The sequence below is a fragment of the Methanopyrus kandleri AV19 genome, from assembly GCF_000007185.1.
Lineage (GTDB): Archaea > JAADCQ01 > Methanopyri > Methanopyrales > Methanopyraceae > Methanopyrus > Methanopyrus kandleri.
The window spans coordinates 1,575,783-1,592,594 of the sequence record NC_003551.1; the positions used below are offsets into that span (position 1 = coordinate 1,575,783).

The 16,812-nt window shown below is 58.5% G+C and carries 18 protein-coding genes; 9 read left to right on the forward strand and 9 right to left on the reverse strand.

Annotated elements, in window-relative coordinates:
• Positions 1 to 30: 30 nt before the first annotated feature.
• On the reverse strand, positions 31 to 1,125 hold the full coding sequence (locus tag MK_RS08345) for a GMC family oxidoreductase (RefSeq protein ID WP_011019930.1): 1,095 nt from the start codon (positions 1,123 to 1,125) through the stop codon (positions 31 to 33).
• 156 nt (positions 1,126 to 1,281) lie between these two features.
• Here MK_RS08345 and MK_RS08350 point away from each other — a divergent pair, with 156 nt between their 5' ends.
• The 5 genes from MK_RS08350 to MK_RS08370 are packed head-to-tail and all read left to right on the forward strand — an operon-like array spanning position 1,282 to position 6,105.
• Positions 1,282 to 2,163 (forward strand): CAP domain-containing protein, encoded by an 882-nt coding sequence (locus tag MK_RS08350; protein ID WP_226988753.1) that lies wholly within the window; start codon positions 1,282 to 1,284, stop codon positions 2,161 to 2,163.
• Positions 2,164 to 2,177: 14 nt separating this feature from the next.
• Complete coding sequence (locus MK_RS08355; protein ID WP_011019932.1) at positions 2,178 to 4,412, forward strand: GTP-binding protein; 2,235 nt, start codon at positions 2,178 to 2,180, stop codon at positions 4,410 to 4,412.
• Between the two features lie 6 nt (positions 4,413 to 4,418).
• Positions 4,419 to 5,096: a hypothetical protein gene (locus MK_RS08360; RefSeq protein WP_011019933.1), complete on the forward strand. Its 678-nt coding sequence runs from the start codon at positions 4,419 to 4,421 to the stop codon at positions 5,094 to 5,096.
• On the forward strand, positions 5,093 to 5,557 hold the full coding sequence (locus tag MK_RS08365; RefSeq protein ID WP_011019934.1) for a dCTP deaminase domain-containing protein: 465 nt from the start codon (positions 5,093 to 5,095) through the stop codon (positions 5,555 to 5,557). Before MK_RS08360 ends, MK_RS08365 begins: the two co-directional genes overlap by 4 nt.
• Positions 5,554 to 6,105: an MBL fold metallo-hydrolase gene (locus tag MK_RS08370; RefSeq protein ID WP_011019935.1), complete on the forward strand. Its 552-nt coding sequence runs from the start codon at positions 5,554 to 5,556 to the stop codon at positions 6,103 to 6,105. The genes MK_RS08365 and MK_RS08370 overlap by 4 nt, the downstream gene beginning before the upstream one ends.
• On the opposite strand, the gene MK_RS08375 is transcribed toward MK_RS08370, so the two are convergent.
• Positions 6,102 to 6,428 (reverse strand): DUF5402 family protein, encoded by a 327-nt coding sequence (locus MK_RS08375; protein ID WP_011019936.1) that lies wholly within the window; start codon positions 6,426 to 6,428, stop codon positions 6,102 to 6,104. The genes MK_RS08370 and MK_RS08375 overlap by 4 nt on opposite strands.
• A gap of 59 nt (positions 6,429 to 6,487) precedes the next feature.
• On the opposite strand from MK_RS08375, the gene MK_RS08380 reads away from it, so the two are divergent.
• Together MK_RS08380 and MK_RS08385 are read left to right on the forward strand one after the other, a co-directional pair.
• Positions 6,488 to 7,495: an MFS transporter gene (locus MK_RS08380; RefSeq protein WP_011019937.1), complete on the forward strand. Its 1,008-nt coding sequence runs from the start codon at positions 6,488 to 6,490 to the stop codon at positions 7,493 to 7,495.
• A complete protein-coding gene (locus MK_RS08385) occupies positions 7,492 to 8,373 on the forward strand; it encodes a cation diffusion facilitator family transporter (RefSeq protein WP_011019938.1) in 882 nt (293 codons plus the stop codon). Before MK_RS08380 ends, MK_RS08385 begins: the two co-directional genes overlap by 4 nt.
• Before the next feature lie 29 nt (positions 8,374 to 8,402).
• On the opposite strand, the gene MK_RS08390 is transcribed toward MK_RS08385, so the two are convergent.
• Positions 8,403 to 9,647, reverse strand: coding sequence for a hypothetical protein (locus MK_RS08390; protein WP_148679853.1), 1,245 nt, complete (start codon positions 9,645 to 9,647; stop codon positions 8,403 to 8,405).
• 347 nt (positions 9,648 to 9,994) lie between these two features.
• Here MK_RS08390 and MK_RS08395 point away from each other — a divergent pair, with 347 nt between their 5' ends.
• Positions 9,995 to 11,332 (forward strand): cobyrinate a,c-diamide synthase, encoded by a 1,338-nt coding sequence (locus MK_RS08395; RefSeq protein ID WP_011019941.1) that lies wholly within the window; start codon positions 9,995 to 9,997, stop codon positions 11,330 to 11,332.
• A 13-nt stretch (positions 11,333 to 11,345) separates the two neighbouring features.
• Entirely contained in the window at positions 11,346 to 11,960 is a 615-nt protein-coding gene (locus MK_RS08400) for an MBL fold metallo-hydrolase (protein ID WP_011019942.1), read from the forward strand.
• A gap of 181 nt (positions 11,961 to 12,141) precedes the next feature.
• Here the strand turns inward: MK_RS08400 and MK_RS08405 are convergent, their stop codons facing one another.
• The 6 genes from MK_RS08405 to MK_RS08430 form a co-directional block, all read right to left on the reverse strand.
• Positions 12,142 to 13,479 carry an RsmB/NOP family class I SAM-dependent RNA methyltransferase gene (locus MK_RS08405; RefSeq protein WP_335316701.1) on the reverse strand — a complete coding sequence of 446 codons (1,338 nt, stop codon included), beginning with the start codon at positions 13,477 to 13,479 and terminating at the stop codon, positions 12,142 to 12,144.
• A gap of 16 nt (positions 13,480 to 13,495) precedes the next feature.
• On the reverse strand, positions 13,496 to 14,971 hold the full coding sequence (locus MK_RS08410; protein WP_011019944.1) for an APC family permease: 1,476 nt from the start codon (positions 14,969 to 14,971) through the stop codon (positions 13,496 to 13,498).
• Between the two features lie 104 nt (positions 14,972 to 15,075).
• Entirely contained in the window at positions 15,076 to 15,663 is a 588-nt protein-coding gene (locus MK_RS08415) for an ASCH domain-containing protein (RefSeq protein ID WP_011019945.1), read from the reverse strand.
• 18 nt (positions 15,664 to 15,681) lie between these two features.
• Positions 15,682 to 16,293: a 30S ribosomal protein S2 gene (gene rpsB / locus MK_RS08420; protein WP_011019946.1), complete on the reverse strand. Its 612-nt coding sequence runs from the start codon at positions 16,291 to 16,293 to the stop codon at positions 15,682 to 15,684.
• 36 nt (positions 16,294 to 16,329) lie between these two features.
• Positions 16,330 to 16,521, reverse strand: a complete 192-nt coding sequence (locus MK_RS08425; RefSeq protein WP_011019947.1) for an ATP-binding protein — start codon at positions 16,519 to 16,521, stop codon at positions 16,330 to 16,332.
• Between the two features lie 23 nt (positions 16,522 to 16,544).
• The gene (locus MK_RS08430; RefSeq protein ID WP_011019948.1) at positions 16,545 to 16,715 is read right to left on the reverse strand and encodes a DNA-directed RNA polymerase subunit K; all 171 of its coding nucleotides are present in this window, start codon (positions 16,713 to 16,715) and stop codon (positions 16,545 to 16,547) included.
• Positions 16,716 to 16,812: the final 97 nt, after the last annotated feature.

Consider the following 16,812-nt stretch of genomic DNA (forward strand, 5'->3'; position numbering starts at 1 on the left):
GAAGCCTCACCCTTGAGGACGGGAAGGAGGTCACTCACTCCTCCTCAGCTTATCGCAGAAATCCTCGGCCATCGCCAGGATAACGCCGACCGGGGGTTTGCCCAGCGGCTCGGGCAGTACGTTGGCATCAACGACGTAAACGTTATCGTACCCTTCCAGCGCGTACCTGTCGTCGACCCTATCGGACAACGTTCCACCGGGATGCGCGCCCGAAGGTTCCGTGACGGCGCGTACTCTACCTCCCATCCTCGAGATGATTTCGCCCGCTACCGCACATCCTTCAGCGAAGAGTTCGGTCTCTCGGACGCTGATAGGTTTCTCCCTGCCGATGACGTCACCCGAGAGTTCGTCCGCAATTTTCACCATGATCGAGTATTTACCTTCGTAGGCCGAAGTTCGATGAGGAGACAAGATGTACTCGTCCATGTCGACGACTATCGGCATTTGAATGCCGGGTTCCGCCTCCAGGTCGGACACGACGTGGATGTAAGCGTCCACGAACAGCGGGCCGTCTGCGTCTATCCCGCTACGCTCCAGGAGCCGGGGTGTGCCGGGACAACCCGCGCACAATACAACGATGTCGTCGGTTTCGAGTTCCACTGTTTGGGATCTAAGTACGATAGCGGTCGCTTTACCTCCAGAAAACTCCAATTGAATGCACTTGTCTCTCAGTACGCTCACTCCTTCAGGCAGCTCGTCCTGTGGAACCCACTTCGCATTTCTCGGACACTCTAAGCATTCTCCACACCCATCACACAGATCGAAATGAACGGATTTAGGCATACGCTCTGGCTCAAGTCCGACGTCCTCAGCGGCCTCTTCGAACTCAATATCGAGGTTTGACACGACCGAGTCGGGTGTTCTGCGTACCTCGCATGTCATATCGCGGAGAACTCGCTCAAATGGCCTCCGAAGGCCCTCAGGACCCCAAAACCAGAAGTTACCCATCGAGTACCTGGCGGAGCCACCGAGCCCTTCTCCGTAATAAACTCTATAATGCCCGAAGCGCTCCGATTGCAGCCTGTTCTCGGGGTGGGTAATCACGGTAACGTCGTATCCCATTTCATGGACTCGCCGCGCTATCCAACATCCCGAGGGACCTGCACCCACGATATAGACCTTCAACCCGAGCCCTGATAGTCACGCGTCAACGTGATCCTTTTTAGCAGCTCCCTTTCCCAGTATGAGGGGATAGAGTTGCCGACTTGGAGGTACGTACCCCCGGTTCTACTCGCCATACTGTTATCATCGGCCTCACCCGTTGCAGCAGGCGTTGCTGAGATGTTTCACTCGGAAATCAACGAATTTAGGGAGTCATTGGGGTTATCTCCGCTGAAATGGAGCCCGAGTTTGGCGAGGCTGGCCGAGCAGCACGCGGCGAGAATGGATGAGACCAACGAATTGTACCACGAGCGTTGTCAGGGGTATAACTTCGAGAACGTGGCGCGTGTTCCGAACACGGGAGAACCTACCCTAACGGCCAGGTTGCTCGCAATAACCGTGCTTTCCAGCCCTCCACATCGATGGAACGTTCTGGAAGGGAATTGTGAGGGCGTCGGTGTGTCGATCTCGGGAGATTACGCGGTGCTCTCTCAGAAGATATCACGCGCTTCCGACGACGCCGTAGACGTCCGGGTGGAGGTACCGCCGTTTCATGGTGTAGTATCGACGGCGCACCGCGATGATGTGGAGAAAGCTGTATTGGATGCTATCAACCGAGAGCGCGAGCAGTCAGGACTCCCTCCTCTAGTTCTGGACAAGGAACTCTCGAAGCGAGTCCTCGAAGAGCTCCGTGAGGCCGCCAGAACACTGTCGGTGACTTGCTCGTCGGGGACGCTGGTGATACTGACACGGTTACAGAACCCCGTGGAGATCGCCGAGGATGTGCTCGGGGTACTTCGCGCCGTACCTGCCGGTCGTAACTTCTGGGTTCCGAAAGGTCGCTTAGGGGTAGCCGCTCTCGAAGTTACCGAGGTGACCATGCCGGATGGGAATCGCCTGAAGCTCGGAGTGGTGTGGGTGGGAATAAACGTCGTCGAAGAAATGGCGGGGAAGAACCGCCCCAGGCGAGTCCCATTCCCATCGTACGTTGCCATCGCGATCCCTCTGTGCTATCTCATCACCCGCCGTCAAACGTTCTTTACCGGTCGACCGCAGCGCTAGTGAGGGGCACCGCGGTGAAGAGACGCATCAATGTCGCGATCGCCGGTCACGTGGACCACGGTAAATCCTCGCTGCTCGAGCGTATCACCGGGGAGTTTCCTGACAAGGAGGAGTTCGAACTCAGCCGTGGAATCACCGCGGTCATGAAGGTGATACCGACGGAATGGAAAGGTGTAGAGATACGCTTCATTGACACGCCGGGACACTCGGACTTCAGGGAGGAAGTGGGTAAGGCGCTGTTAGTGTCGGACGGCTTAGTGCTCGTGGTGGCGGCCGACGACGGCGTGCAGGCCAGGACGGAGGTCATCATCGAGGAGGCGAATGAGCTCGGGCTGCCAGTGGTCCTAGCGGTGAACAAGATGGACAAGGAGGGGGCGGACTTCGAGCGGGTAGTCAAAGAAGTCAAAGAACGAGGGCTTGAACCCGTGACTGCCGTCCCCACCTCAGCCAAAACGGGTGAGGGAATCGAGGACTTACTGGACGCTATCGTGGAACACATCGAACCGCGCGGATGGGGAGACCCAGACGAGGGGACGGCTTTCCTCGTCGTCGACGTCGGGGAACGGGAAGGACTCGGTTCGGTAGCTACCGGCGTGGTACGTGCGGGTACTCTGAAACCCGGGGACGAGCTCCGATACGAGGGGGAGGTCTACAGGATTCGGGCCCTCCTTTCTCCGGACGAGAAACGAGTGCGAGAGGCTCGGCCGGGTGACGTGGTGCTGGCCGCGATGGACCGTGCGCCGGAAGCGGGAGTCCTTCTCACGGAGACAGGAGGGTACAGGGTCGAGAACCCCGAGGACGTGCGCCCTTGCGTCCGGTACACGGTCGAGGTAGACGACCTGAGGAAGGCCCGGGAGGTACTCGAAGACATAGAAAGGCGGAATCTCGGGGTCGAAACCGAGATCATCGACGAACGCCGCGTTAAGATCTCGTGTCTCGGTGACGTACAGTTCGACAAGATCCGCTCGGAGCTCGAGGAAGCGGGAATCCAGGTGGAGGTTACGTCCAGGGAGTTCGAGGGAGTGAAAACCGTCGGTGGAAGGGCGGTGGGTCGCTTCGGTCCGGTCGAGGTCGAGGTGCTCCCAAGGGCCTCTGAGGGTGTTCGAGTGTTCAAGCGGGGTAAGGATCGTGCCACCACGAAGGAGGTCACTACGGCCCATCTAGTCGCGGAGGAGCTCGGACTGGACGGACTCGTCGTGAACATACTTTCCGAGGGCGAATCCCCTCCCGAAGCCCTGGCGGAGGCGATCGCGGCGGCGATTGAAGAGGCCGGGATCTTCGAACTGTACCCCATCGAGAACGTCCTTATCGAGGTAGACAACGTCGGGAAGGCCGCCTCCTTGGTGTACAAGCACGAGGGGCAAGTCATCGAATCGGACGAGTCCTCGATCAAGGCGATAGTGCCTGCGCCACGGCTCAACGAGCTCGTGAGCGATCTCATGACGGAGACGTCGGGACGGGCCAGAATACGATTGCTCTCGTCCGCAGGTGCGGGCGGCCCGATACTGTCCGTAGATCCGGGCGAGGTGAACTTCGGGATCGCGTACATCCCCAGGAGAGGTCCTTGTGACGTCACCTCCGTCAAGCTGACCGGGCACACCCGTGACGCCAAGGTGGAAGAGCTGAGACGTACACTGAAGATGTTCCTAGCGGACCGAGAAGAACCGAACCTCGTGTACGTCGGCAACGGACCCGGTCACGACGTGGCTGTCGAGGCCTTAGGGGACGTGCTCCCCGAGGCCGAGATCGTGTTAGTCGACGAGCGTGAGACAACGAAGGAAGCCGTGTACAGGTTATCGTCGGGTAAGCTTGAGAACGTCCGATCCAGGGACCTCCGAGATCACGGAGTGGCGGCGCTCGCGATCGCACGTCGCGGACAACTTGGTCGTAGGGTGAAGAAGCGCGTGGATCGTGAGGGGGTCAGACGGGCCGTCGTCACGGCTTTTGGAGGCGGCTCTCGAAGGTTCGGCGACTACTCCAGACTGCCAATACGCAATCCGGAGGAGTTGGAAGAAGGGACGATGCTACAAGTTAAGGACCCTAACGCCATCACGACGGGGTTATCGAAAGGCGAAGTAGTCGTGTTCCACGGTTGGAGGGAAGATGGAGGGATGATCGCGTCGACGTTAACCGGGAATCGAGTGATCATCAAGCCGCGAGACGGACGGTCGCTGAAGAATCCACGTCGATTCTTCGAGGTGTTCAGGCCGGTGAAGCCGAAACGAAGCTCGCGGAGAGGAGAGGGGTGAGCCGACGTGCTGGCGTTGTTCCCTCTGGCGCATCCGTTCACGATCACCTCTGAAGACCTCCGGAGCGTCTGGCGTTGGATCAAGACACCGGACGTTATACGAGTGTACACCGACAGCGAGTCGCTAGCCGAGCTGCTGAAACGGCCGTTACTCAGGGCCGTCCGCTCCTCACTCCGACCGCCTACGGTCTCGTGGACGGGTCCTTGCCCGGAAGAGGACCTTCGAAGAGCTGGTGCCGAGGTAGAGATGGACGAACATCGACCGTTTGAAACCTCGGACGTCCTCGCACTGTGTACACGAACGTTCGCGCTCTTCCTGAAAGGTGTCCGGGGAGGCGCCGTAGGGTTGGTGGGGTTTGGGGACCTCGACGATCTTCACCGTTACCTGGTCGAACTAGGGTATCCGCGCACGTTCAAGGCGACGTCCACGCTCATGTTACGTCGCCGAGAAGTGGAGATGGATGAACTATGGAAACTGTTCCCGGCGTGGGCGGGGGATGATGTCGAACCACTGCTCCGAGAGACCCTGAAGCCCGACGTCGTGGAGGACCTCCTGGAGGAAGCGAGGTCTCTGACGTCCTCGCTGGGACCGCGGGTCCGAGACCTAGAGAGCACCCCTACCGGACGCCTGCTACTAGCATCCTCTCAGACCGTGTGGGTCGTGAAGGGGGCGCTGAACGAGTGATCTTGGGAGAGTACGTACTTCGGGATCTATTCCCCGACTTGGACGAGGACCAGTACCAGCCGGCCGGCATCGATCTCAAGCTGGATAGAGTTTTCCGCCTCGAGGGCCGGGGGGCTCTGTTGGAGGGCGACGATAAGCGGCTGCCGGAGTACCGCGAGGTCGAAACCGAAGGTGGAGTATTCGAGCTCGAACCGAACGTCCCTTACGTACTCGAACTGGCGCCCGAGCTCGAGATTCCCGAGGATACTGCCGTCTTATTCCTCCCGCGGTCTACCCTGTTGAGATCCGGTGTTTCCGTGCACACGGCCCTCGGCGATCCGGGTTTCAGGGGCAAGATCAGGGTCCTCGCCGTCAACCACCACGCGGCACCGTACCGGATAGCCCATGGAGAACGAGTCGTTCAGGCCGTGTTCCTCCGGGCGGAAGACGCGGGTCGGTACGAGGGGGACTACGGCCGATGACAGTGGTAGTGGTCGTGCGGAAAGGTAGACTCGTCCGATCAGCGTCCGGCGGCGTGCTAGAGGCCGACTCGTCGTCTACTCTTATCCTCACGGAGGAGATGAACCTGTTGGTGGACACCGGAGGTGAGGATCCGAAAGGATTGATCCGCGATCTCGAGCCGTACGGCGTCGACGCCGTCGTCTTCACCCACGGACATCAGGATCACGTAGGCAACGCCCGGGCGATCGCCGAGACGTTCCACCCGGAGTTCTACGCGCACGAGAGGGAGGCCGGATCGATCCCCGTCGATGTGGATCCCGTCGACTCGTTCGACCCGCCCGAAGGTGTCGAGGTCATCGAGACCCCGGGTCATACCCCCGGCCATATATCCGTAGTCGTGGAGGACCGGATCGTGATCGCCGGGGACGCGTGTCCAACTCCGGATAACGCGTTGGAACGCGTACCGCCGGCGATCAGTTGGGACCGCGAACTCGCGGAGGAGTCCCTCAGGAAGGTTCTGTCATATCCGGTGGTGATACCGGGACACGGAATACACCTGAAACGCTAGCGCAGGGGGAGGAGGGACGGATCCTCGTCCGGTGGATGCTCGTCACACGCCTCGAGTAGCATCAGCGAGCGCACCTCCGGCCCTATACGTCGGAGCTCCGCTACGGGACATCCATCACCGAGCCGCGAGAGCGCGTCCGACAGCAGCTCTCCTAGGACTTCGATATCGTCCAGGGTGAGACCCTTGACGTAGAGGACGATCCCCCGGCACCCACATCGACGGACGAAGACTTCCACCACGGGGACCCGGACTGGACGTCCTAAAAGTCCGGACAGTTCCTCCTCCAGCTTCCGAGCCTCCTCCCGCAGGTTCACCACGGACACCTCGTTCACCCGCCGTGAAGGTTTTTTCCGCACGACGAGGGGATATCTCCGGGGTAGCGGTGTCCGTCGTCCATTGGTCCCTCTACGTCAACTCAGCGGTGATTTCGGCGGCAGCCGCTCTGGTACTCCCGAACGTACCGGTGTACGTGTACAGGCATGGCGGGGACGAGTTCACGGCCAGCCTAGTCCTATCGACGTTCTCGATCACGATGACGATCACTTCCTTGGCTTCAACGAGCCTTCTGGAGGGGGTTCGGGCTGGCCTTCCCATATGCTTAGGGTGTCTCGGCTACGGCTGGGCCCTTCTACCTTTCTTCGTTCACGATTCGGTGGCATCACTGGCCTTCGCCCGAGCTCTTCAGGGGGTCTGTTCGGGGTTCTCCTTTCCCGCCAACGTGGCCGCCGCACTGCAGTTGGGACGTTCCGCGGTGTCCAAAAACAACTTCTGGTCCAACGTCGGTTTCATCGTCGGCTATCTGGCCTCCTCCCACGTACGGGACCCGTTCGGGATTTGCTCGGTCCTCAGCGCACTCGCCGCTGTCTTCGGTCTCCCGCTCTTGACGTTGAGGATCCAATCACAGGAAGACGTGAGCGCATACCACGGGTATCCGGTAGCGTTCGGAGCTGCACTCGCACTTACGCTAGCCTCGACGCTCCCTAACTCCGCCATCACACTTCTTGCTCCCAAATATGGAGGTGATTACGGGCTCGTAATCGCCATGATGACAGCGGTTGGAGGAGTAGCTCAACTCCTAGGACCCCGGCTCGGTGAACTCGAGTCGACGCTGCTGGCGGTCGTACTTTGCGTGGTCAGCGCTGCTCTCGGTTACTCGCTAGCGAGCGTGCTCGCGGCCGGAACCGCCACAGGCCTCATGTACTATGCGGCCAACGTCTACAGCGGTGGAGGTAGGGGAGTTCGGGCCGTTTCCACGGCAATAGGAGTGGGTTACGCCGTGAATCAGACGATAGTGGGTGCGATCCTGTCCGCGGGACTCGACGGTTGGAGGTTCGCCACTCTCATGGCGGCGGCGATAACACTGGTCTCGCTCCTCGGGGTGAGGCGTTGAGCGGCGTCGAGGAGCGTCTTCAGGAAGTTCGTAGAGGTGCGCTGATCGGAATCTACGGAAACATCCTCCTATCGGTTCTCAAGATAGCAATAGGACATATCGCCAGCAGTTGGGCGCTGGTTTCCGACGGCGTTCATTCCCTGGGGGACACCGTATCTTCCGTGATGGTACTTTTGGGCGCCAAGGTCGCCCGGAAACCGCCGGACGCCCGCCACATGTACGGTCACTACAAGGCCGAAGCCCTCGCAGGACTGGGAGTCTCCATGATGGTCACGTTCACGGGTCTTCTACTGCTCTGGGAGTCGCTGATGCGCCTCCGTAACCCAGAGCCACCGACTTCCACACTGCCTTTAGTAGTGGCCCTTGGAACCGTGGCAGCTAAGGAAGGTATGTACCGATACACCCTGCGGCTGGCCGAACGCGTCGGGAGCTCGGCGCTGAAAGCGGACGCTAAGCACCACCGTAGTGACGCCCTATCCTCGGTGGCGGCTAGCGTCGGTATCGCCGGGGCACTCTTGGGGTATCCGTGGGCGGATCCTGGTGCCGCACTCGTAGTCTCGCTGATGATCGCGCACATGGGTCTGGAACTGTGCTGGGAGAGCGTCCACGAGCTTATGGATGTGGCCCCCGAGGACGAACTACTCGAGCGCGTTCACGAGATCGTGGAGAACACACTCCAAGACGTCGATTTTGACGTGGAACTCATCGCGGTGCGCGGCAGGAAGATGGGTCCGGCTTACCATTTCGACGTTTTCGTAGCCGCGGATCCGGAGGCACGCCTCCGGGAACTCGATACCGTCAGGAAACGGATCGTGGAGGGGATCCGCCGAGAGATATCTGCCGCCGAGCTCGTAACCGTGGAGTTCGTCCCAATGTAGGTATCCAATTCGAAACTCAGGAACCGACTTCACTCTTTGTACACTCCCAACCACCTGAACGCCCCTTCACCGTCGATAAAACCCGCCAATATCGTATCCTTAGTTATAGCAACTTGTAGGGTGCCACTCAAGTCTGAGATAACCGGAAGGCCAATTATAGGCACATTCTCACCATTAACTTTAACTTCCACCGGTATTGGACTTACCCGTAAAGTAACCGTCTCCATACCTGTATACAAAGGTTTATATACAGGTTTATCCGAAGCGCTCACAATTATTCTGCCCTCCTCATCGATATTGGCCTCTATTCCTTTAATGGGATTTTCAATATCCCCTAATTTTAGAGGAGGAGTACCATCGGACTCAGCTACTACACTACACCCATTCTCTGTAACCTCACATTTAATCGAAGCAAGATCCTTAAGGATAGAATATAGTATCTTTTTATTATTCCCTGGAAGCTGAATCTCCATCATTCCTACGATAGCTAGTCTATATTTATTCGGCACAATATCTTCGAAATCAAAATCGTTTACTCGAACCTTCCGCACTGACCCCCATTTACGTTTAATTACGTCCCAACGTCTAACATTAATGTACTCATTTTCTAACTTAATTTCAAATATTCCATTATCACTATCATACAGTAAGATTCTATCCTCTAAGTTTATTATAGTCCAATCCCCATCATCACTAATTACTACCACACTACCGAAAGTTTCAATATTACGTGTTTTCAAACACCCGTCGTAATAACACCATAACTTAATTTTCCCATGAATGAATGTATCAACCACCCTAATATTTACAACAATATCACCAGGTACATCACCAGTAACCTTCATCAGAACTTTACCATTTACTAGTAACTTATTATTCCTAACTTCAATATCGATAGTATCGTTATTCGAAAATTTAAATGCCAAGGTCTTTGTCGTGACTTTATCCCCTTCAGGAAGTTTAATATTATCAACAAGAACCTTATATTTTAAATGTTTTGAACTTATACTAGCCAATGGAACGTTAGTGCCCAAACCTTTATTAACGATTTCCTCAATTATAAAATGTTCAGATTTTATCTTATTTATTTTCAAATCGAACCCAATCTCAATACTTACCTCGTACAGTCCTTCAGAGGCGGTTAAGGCAATTTTATCGTTCCTTTTAAACTCGTATGTTTCAGTAGTCGTCTCTGATTTAGCATTTATTAACACTTTGTTTTCAGTTGGAACAATCCTTATCGTATCCCCGATGTTTAACTTACTTAAGATCAAACGATCGTTCAGCTTTAGACTCCGATTGGCAACCTTAATTCGTACGATGTTCGCAGAAGTGTGAACTTCTAAGGGATCGTCGTATGATATATTTGTAATCATATGTTTTGATGGATCCCATTCTATTTAGACCTTACAGGAGCGAGCTTGTGAACCTATGTTGACAGTTATTTCGTCAGTACTCATCCAGGTCCCCCTGGCGTTCAATCGCCATATTTTTTACGCGGAGCGATTCCACATCACATGCTGATGGGATACGTTGTCATTAGGATTCATGTGGCGTATATCGCCCGAAACCTCCAAGGAGCACGTAGCCATCGAATCGCGGAGTCACCCGGGGGATCTCGATGCTAGCCGTAGCCATCGCTGGAGTTCGCAGCGGCTGCGGTAAAACTTCGCTCTCGATCGGGTTGGTGAGGGCGTTACGCGAGGAGGGAACCCGAGTGCGTCCCTTTAAGGTCGGTCCCGATTACATAGATCCCACGTACTTGGAAGTCGCGGCTGGCCTAGAGGCGTTCAACCTGGACGTCTGGATGATGGGAGAGAGCGGCGTGGTGGACGCTTTCGGGAGGTACACCCGGAGATGCGATGCGGCGGTCATTGAAGGCGTGATGGGGATGTTCGACGGGCACGGGGAAGGCACCGTCGAGGGGAGCACCGCCCACGTAGCGGCCCTTTTGGGCGTCCCGGTGGTTCTGGTGGTGGACTGTAGGAGTTATGCTACGACGGTCGCAGCCGAGGTCCGCGGGTTCCGGGACATGGCCCATGAGATCGGGACCCGACTCGAAGGGGTGATCCTCAACAGGGTCGGAAGCGAGCGTCACGAGCGGCTGCTGATCACAGCGCTGAGGCGTTACTGTCCAGATGTTCGGGTGTTCGGGGTAATCCCCAGGCTCGAGGATGCCGTCATACCGGACAGGCATCTGGGTCTCATCCCGGCGGACGAGCGCAACGAGTTCGCCGAGCGGGTGGCGGAGTACTGGGGCGAGGTCGTCGCCGAGCACGTGGACCTCGACGCGCTTCGGGAGCTGGAAGTCGAAGGGCCCTCGGTCGAGCCCAGTCCACCACCCGAACCGGAGCGCGTCGAGACCAAGGTGGCGGTAATCTCGGGTCGCGTGTTCACCTTCTATTACCGGGAGAACTTACGCTTCCTAGCGGAATCCGCGGAGGTCGTGCCGGTGGATCCGGAGAAGGATCGGCTTCCGGACGTCGACGCCGTGTACATCCCTGGCGGGTACCCCGAAGTGTACGCCGATAACCTCGACGACCGGTTGATGAGGGACCTCCTGGAGTTCCACGAGGAGGGAGGCAGGATCCTGGGAGAGTGCGGAGGACTGATGTACCTGTGCTCCGAGGTAGTGGACGCGGACGGCGATCGTCACGATATGGTGGGAGTGTTCGACGCGGTGGCACGAATGCGGGAACGGTTGGCCGCGCTGGGATACGTCGAAGGTCGTGTGACCGACGCGCACCCGTTCGCGCCCTCCGGATCCGAAATCCGGGGTCACGAGTTCCACTACTCCGTCGTGGACGTTAGGGAGGATCTGGAGTACGCGTACAGGCTCTCACGAGGGACTGGGGTAAGAGAGGGCCTGGACGGGCTCGTTAAGGGGAACACGGTAGCCTCGTACACGCATCTCCACATCAGGTCGGACGGCGGTGTGTTCCGCGGTCTAGTACAGTAGGGGGTTCCGTCGGATGGTCGAGATCACCATCGTGGTGGACAACCGGGTCGGTATGGTCCGTGATCCCTACGTCGCCCGGCACGGCCTGGCGATCATCGTGGAAACCGACAGCTCGCTGATACTCTTCGACACGGGTCCTTCCGCGAATACGCTGGCGAACAATCTGAGGCTGGCAGGGTTCGACGCGAGCTTCGACCACGTGGTGATCTCTCACGAGCACTGGGACCACACGGGCGGTTTGGAGGCCGTCGAGGGAACCGTTCACCGACCCGGCGGCGGTGAGGAGACTCTCGACGACGACGTGGTCGTGACGCGGACGTTCGAGGGAGAGTACGAGGGCAGACCGATGCCAGAACAGGCGTTGATCGTCGGGGACGTTGCGCTGATAGGATGCTGTCACTTCGACCTGGAGGAGCTGCTGGGCGAGTACGAGCCGAAGACGGTGATCGGCGGCCTACATCTGATGGGTGCCCCCGAGGAGGAACTCGAGCGGACTGCCGAGCTGTTCCGGGAGTACGGGGTCCGAGAGGTTTACGCGTGCCATTGTACGGGGCTCTCGGAATCCGCGTACCTGGCGAAGGTCGTGGGTGGAGAACCCGCGTACGTGCCGATGCGGATGCGGTTCTGATCTCGGTCCCCCAAGGGGCGCCTCCCCATCTCGCGTCGGGCCCCACCCGACAGGTCATCCCGGCCTCGGACACCGCCGTTTCGGTCATCGGTCGCCCTGTGGGGGCGTATCCTCATCGGCAGGTTCAGCCGCCGCGGTAGGGGGCCTTCGATCATCCGAATGTCACCAGCGACGGGCCTCATCACGCCTCGACTCGGGCCACGAAGAAACCGTCGGTATCGTGGCGATGTGGCCAGATCCTGCGGGCCTCCGGCATCCTTACACCGGGTGAAGCCCATTCCAGAGGAACATCCACGAGCTCGAGACCCCGGTAGCGCCGGACGAGACGTTCGATCAGGCGCTCGTTCTCGGTGAGCGTGATCGAACACGTGGAGTACACTATCCTGCCGCCCGGCTTCAGCAGCCTCACGGCGACCTTCAGGAGCTCCCACTGGAGCTGGGCCCACTTGGTCGGCTCGCCGGTTGTCTCCCGATCCCACCTCTTCTCGGGCTTGGAATAGACGGACCCCGTACCCGTGCACGGCGGGTCGACGAGGACTAAGTCCGCAATCCCCTCACCCAGCTGATCGGGCGCGTCGCGTGCGTCCATGCACAGTGTTTCCACGATGTCGTCCGCGTGGAACTGCCTGACCCGCTTCTTCAGTGTTCCGAACCTCTTCGGGTGCATGTCGATTGCGATGATCTCCCCACGGCCTTCCATCAGCTGGGCTAGATGGGTGGTTTTCCCACCCGGAGCTGCACACAAGTCGACGACGGTCATCCCCGGCTCAGGCTCGGCGGCGTGGGCGACGGCTGCGGAGGCCTTCGTCTGAGGGTACACTTCACCCTTCTTGAACTCCGGGGTCTTGATGACCGGTGTCTCGGCGGATCTTATGCGGAGGACATCGGGGACGTCCGGGTCCCGTTCTGCTTCGATCCCCCTTCGCTTCAACCGTCTCACGACTTCTTCAGGGTCGGACACTAAGGTATTGACACGAACGTACCGGGCAGGTCTCCGGTTGCAGGCTTCCAGGAACTTGCGCAACTCGTCCATGCTGTCGAAGGCCGAGCGCACGAGCTCCACGTACCACTTGGGGAAGTTATAGCGGGCCGCGAAGCGGGCCGTAGGGTCCCTAATGGAACTGATGACTTCCTCGGGGTTCACACGCTCCACCTGTCTGAGGATGGCGTTGGCGAAACGGGCGTGCTTGGGTCCGACACGCTCCTTGACGACGTCCACTACGGCCTTAGTGACGGGCCCCGGATGCTCACGGCGCCAGTGGATCTCCCACGTGCCTACTCGTAGGGCGTTGCGGAGGTACGGGTGAAGGTCCTCGACCGTGGAACCCCGGAGTACTCTGTTGAGAACTAGGTCCACATTACCCAGAACTCGCACGAGCTCGTGGGCTAATGCTTGAACGAATCTATGCCTACGCCCGCCTATGCCGCGAAGGGCGTTACGGAGGGCGGCTTTGAGCGAGTGGCCCCGCTCTTCCATGTCGGTGAGTGCGTCGGCGAGGGTTCCGATGACGGTGCGTATGGGGGGAGAAGCCCCCTTACTCCGGAGGTATAGTCATTAGACGCTCCCTGGCCTTCTCCGGGCCCAGCTTCTTCACGGTTCTGTTGTACGCGTAGTAGAAGATGAACGGTCCCGGTACCATCAGTGCGATCCACCAGTAGAAGCTCGTCGGGTCGCTGATGGCGATCTCACCCAGGAAGAATAGGCTCAGCACGGTACCGGTGGCTCCCAGCCAGTTGACTGCCTTCTTGGTCTTGTCACCCAACGGGGCCTTCTCGTAAATGTCCGGTCTTACGAACTTCCAGACAAGTCCGGTCATACAGATGAACAGGTACGTGAACAGCAGCGCTACCGTCGTGATGTCCACGGCCGCCAGGAACTTACCGACCGCCCACGTCAGGATCACCGAGACTACCATCAGGACCGTCAGTGCCCAGTGCGGAGTACCGAAGCTCTTGTGCACCTTAGCGAACACCTTCGGGAACATCCCGTCGTAGGCCCAGGCGAACGTCATCCTGCTGGTCGACAGGAACATCGGCGGCAGGTCGCTTAACAGCGCGATAGCGGCCACGAACGCTACGTATCCCGCGAGTGCGCTCGGCATTATCGGAGCCATCGCCTCGGGGACGGTGAAGTTGCTACCCGCCTTGTCGGCGAGCGCCGCCTTAGCGTAGATGTACTCCCAAGGCACGGCGTGGTACACCGCGGCCGAGTACAGCAGGTAGTACGCCGTGATGATCCCCAGCGCGATCAACATGCCTCTGAACACGGTTTTCTCCGGCTTCTTGACTTCACCTGCCGCCTGCGTGCCCGTCTCGAAGCCCACGTACGCGAACACCAGCGTCGCGGCCGCCGAGAATATCGCGCTGAGGGTACCTACGTCCTTCGGTAGTCCTCCAGCCTGAGATATCAGCGATTTCAGCGCGGTCGTTCCGCCGATCGCCTTGAGGTACTCGGCCGGAGAGTGTGCGAATCCGTACCCGACTACGATGAAGAAACCCGTCAGCAGGATGAAGAACATCACATCGACGACGGCCTCGTAAATCCGGATTCCTAAGACGTTGACTAGCCACGTGAAGATGATGATAAGGGTCGCCACCTCGAGTGTGTGTGCGTTCAACCACTTCCCTGCCGCCGGTGCACCCCAGAACTTGCACATCGCCGCCAACAGTGCCACGTCTCCGATCGCGATCGCTACGAAGGCTCCGATCTCGCCCACGAATCGGCTCCAAGAGCTGAAGAATGCCAAGAACGGGTCGAACAGTCGGCTCACGTACGTGTAGTGACCGCCTGCTCGTGGAACCGCCGCGCTGAGGGCTCCTGCTACGATACCGGCTACCAAGCTCGGAACGGCCCCGATCAAGAACGCCAACGGAACGTAAGGACCGACTCCCGGTGCCTTGACTTGGATCATACACGTCAGGACGTTGACTCCTCCTCCGATCACGGTACAACAAATCGTTGAAATGAAACCCAACATGGTGAGCTCTCGCCTGAGACCTACCTTCTCCATTTTAGCGTCCCCAGCCACTTCCGACCACCGCCCGGAAATCGCTTTCCGGTTTTATCTTACCTATCCCGCAAAGGCCGGCGGATAGGAATTATAACCTTTCCGGTTCACCTTCGACCTTTGAGCGCGCCACGGGACTTTAAAAGTCGGAACGCCTTTCTCACGGCGCGCCTGATTACGTCCCGCTTTCCGAGACCGCCCAGCGCCTTGGCGGCCTTACGAATGCTTCCGCATTCCACTAGGAGCTCCAATAGTTCACGATCCCGTGGGCTCAGGGGGATATCCTCCTCGAGGGCCCGCTTGGCGATCTCGATGGGATCGTGACCCTCGTACGGAAGGTGCTCCGAAAGGATGGGTTCGTCGAAGCGCTCTACCCATTCGAACTCGATGATGGTGACGATATCGTCATCTCGGAGGTTCGGGTAGTGATCTCGAAGTGCCTTCAGCAACTCCTCACGGTTTTCGAATCCGTCGAGATTGGCATCCTCGTCCGTCAGATCCCTGACTCTCTTTGTTCGAACGTTCGTGATCCTGACTTTTCCGTACACGTAGCCACCGCAGTGAATGTACACCACCTTACCGGGTCGCGCTCCAGGAACACGTCCCACTCGGATCGTCGCCCGTTTCTCACCCCGGAGGAGCTTATCCCTGTACTCACCGCTTATCTCTAGGTGCTTCGAGATTCCGTAGGTCATGGGGGCGTGGACCCCGGTTCACCGCGGAGGTGGCCCCTCGAAGTCCTCCGGGTCGTACTCGAACTCCTCGTCTTCCTCCAGACGACCCAGCTTTTTCAGGAGCTCGCGGGCCAGCAGCCAGTACACCAGGGCCAGCGCCTTCCTACCCTTGTTGTTCGTTGGAATCGCCAGGTCCACGTTACCCGTGAAGTTGTCCGTGTCGCACAGTGCCACGATCGGGATCCCGACGCTCTGTGCCTCGACGAGTGCCTGGAAGTCCGCACGCGGATCCGTGAGGACGATCACCTCGGGCTCCAGGTATCCATCGTACTCGGGGTTCGTCAATGTGCCGGGCACGAACCTGCCCGGAATCGCGGTGGTCCCGGTGGCCTCGGCGAACTTGCTGACGGGCTTCTGACCGTAGTAGCGCCTGGACACTACCAGTATCTCGTCGGTGTTGTACATGGACAGGAAGTTGGCCGCGATCCGGATGCGCTCATCGGTCTTGCGTACGTCGATGACGTGGAGTCCGTCGGCCCGCGTCCTGTAAATGAACGGCTCCATGTCCTTCGTCTTCTGCTGGGTACCGATGTGCACACCTGCCGCCAGGTAGTCGTTCAGCGGAACGAGCAGGTCGTCGTTTTCGGACATCGAGTCACCCCCGGAAGATACGTCCGGGGAGAGGGGTTACACCTCGACTTCGATGGCACCGTGTGGACAAGCCTGCTCGCAGAGGCCACAGCCGGTGCAGTCATCCTCGTTCACGACGACCGGCTTGTCGTCCTCTTCGTCGAGGACGTCCATCGGGCAGGCTTCGATACATTCACCACACTCCGATACTCCGACGCACGCGTCGTAGTCGATCACGACCTTCGGCACCTTCCCTTACCCCCGCATACCCTCTATCTGCGGATCACCACGACGGGCACAACGCCCTCGTCGAACTCCCTTTTAGCAATTTCCAGCGGGTCCTCATCGCCTTCGACCTCTACCAGCACAGGTGATCCCATAGCGATCTGAAGGGCACGTGCTCCAACGATCCTTGCGATCTCGAACCGTGTCAGATCCTCCATAGGATACTCCCCCGTGGATCTTGGGCCGGAACTGTTTATACGTTGCTTGAGTACACAATACGTGAACTCTAAAACTCAAATAGTGAACAAGGTTCTT

Excerpts from the sequence above, each read along its gene's own strand:
- MK_RS08395 (WP_011019941.1), top strand. The coding sequence starts at position 9,995 with ATGCTAGCCGTAGCCATCGCTGGAGTTCGCAGCGGCTGCGGTAAAACT.
- MK_RS08350 (WP_226988753.1), top strand. The coding sequence starts at position 1,282 with ATGTTTCACTCGGAAATCAACGAATTTAGGGAGTCATTGGGGTTATCT.
- MK_RS08400 (WP_011019942.1), top strand. The coding sequence starts at position 11,346 with ATGGTCGAGATCACCATCGTGGTGGACAACCGGGTCGGTATGGTCCGT.
- MK_RS08430 (WP_011019948.1), bottom strand. The coding sequence starts at position 16,715 with ATGGAGGATCTGACACGGTTCGAGATCGCAAGGATCGTTGGAGCACGT.
- MK_RS08410 (WP_011019944.1), bottom strand. The coding sequence starts at position 14,971 with ATGGAGAAGGTAGGTCTCAGGCGAGAGCTCACCATGTTGGGTTTCATT.
- MK_RS08415 (WP_011019945.1), bottom strand. The coding sequence starts at position 15,663 with ATGACCTACGGAATCTCGAAGCACCTAGAGATAAGCGGTGAGTACAGG.
- MK_RS08370 (WP_011019935.1), top strand. The coding sequence starts at position 5,554 with ATGACAGTGGTAGTGGTCGTGCGGAAAGGTAGACTCGTCCGATCAGCG.
- rpsB (WP_011019946.1), bottom strand. The coding sequence starts at position 16,293 with ATGTCCGAAAACGACGACCTGCTCGTTCCGCTGAACGACTACCTGGCG.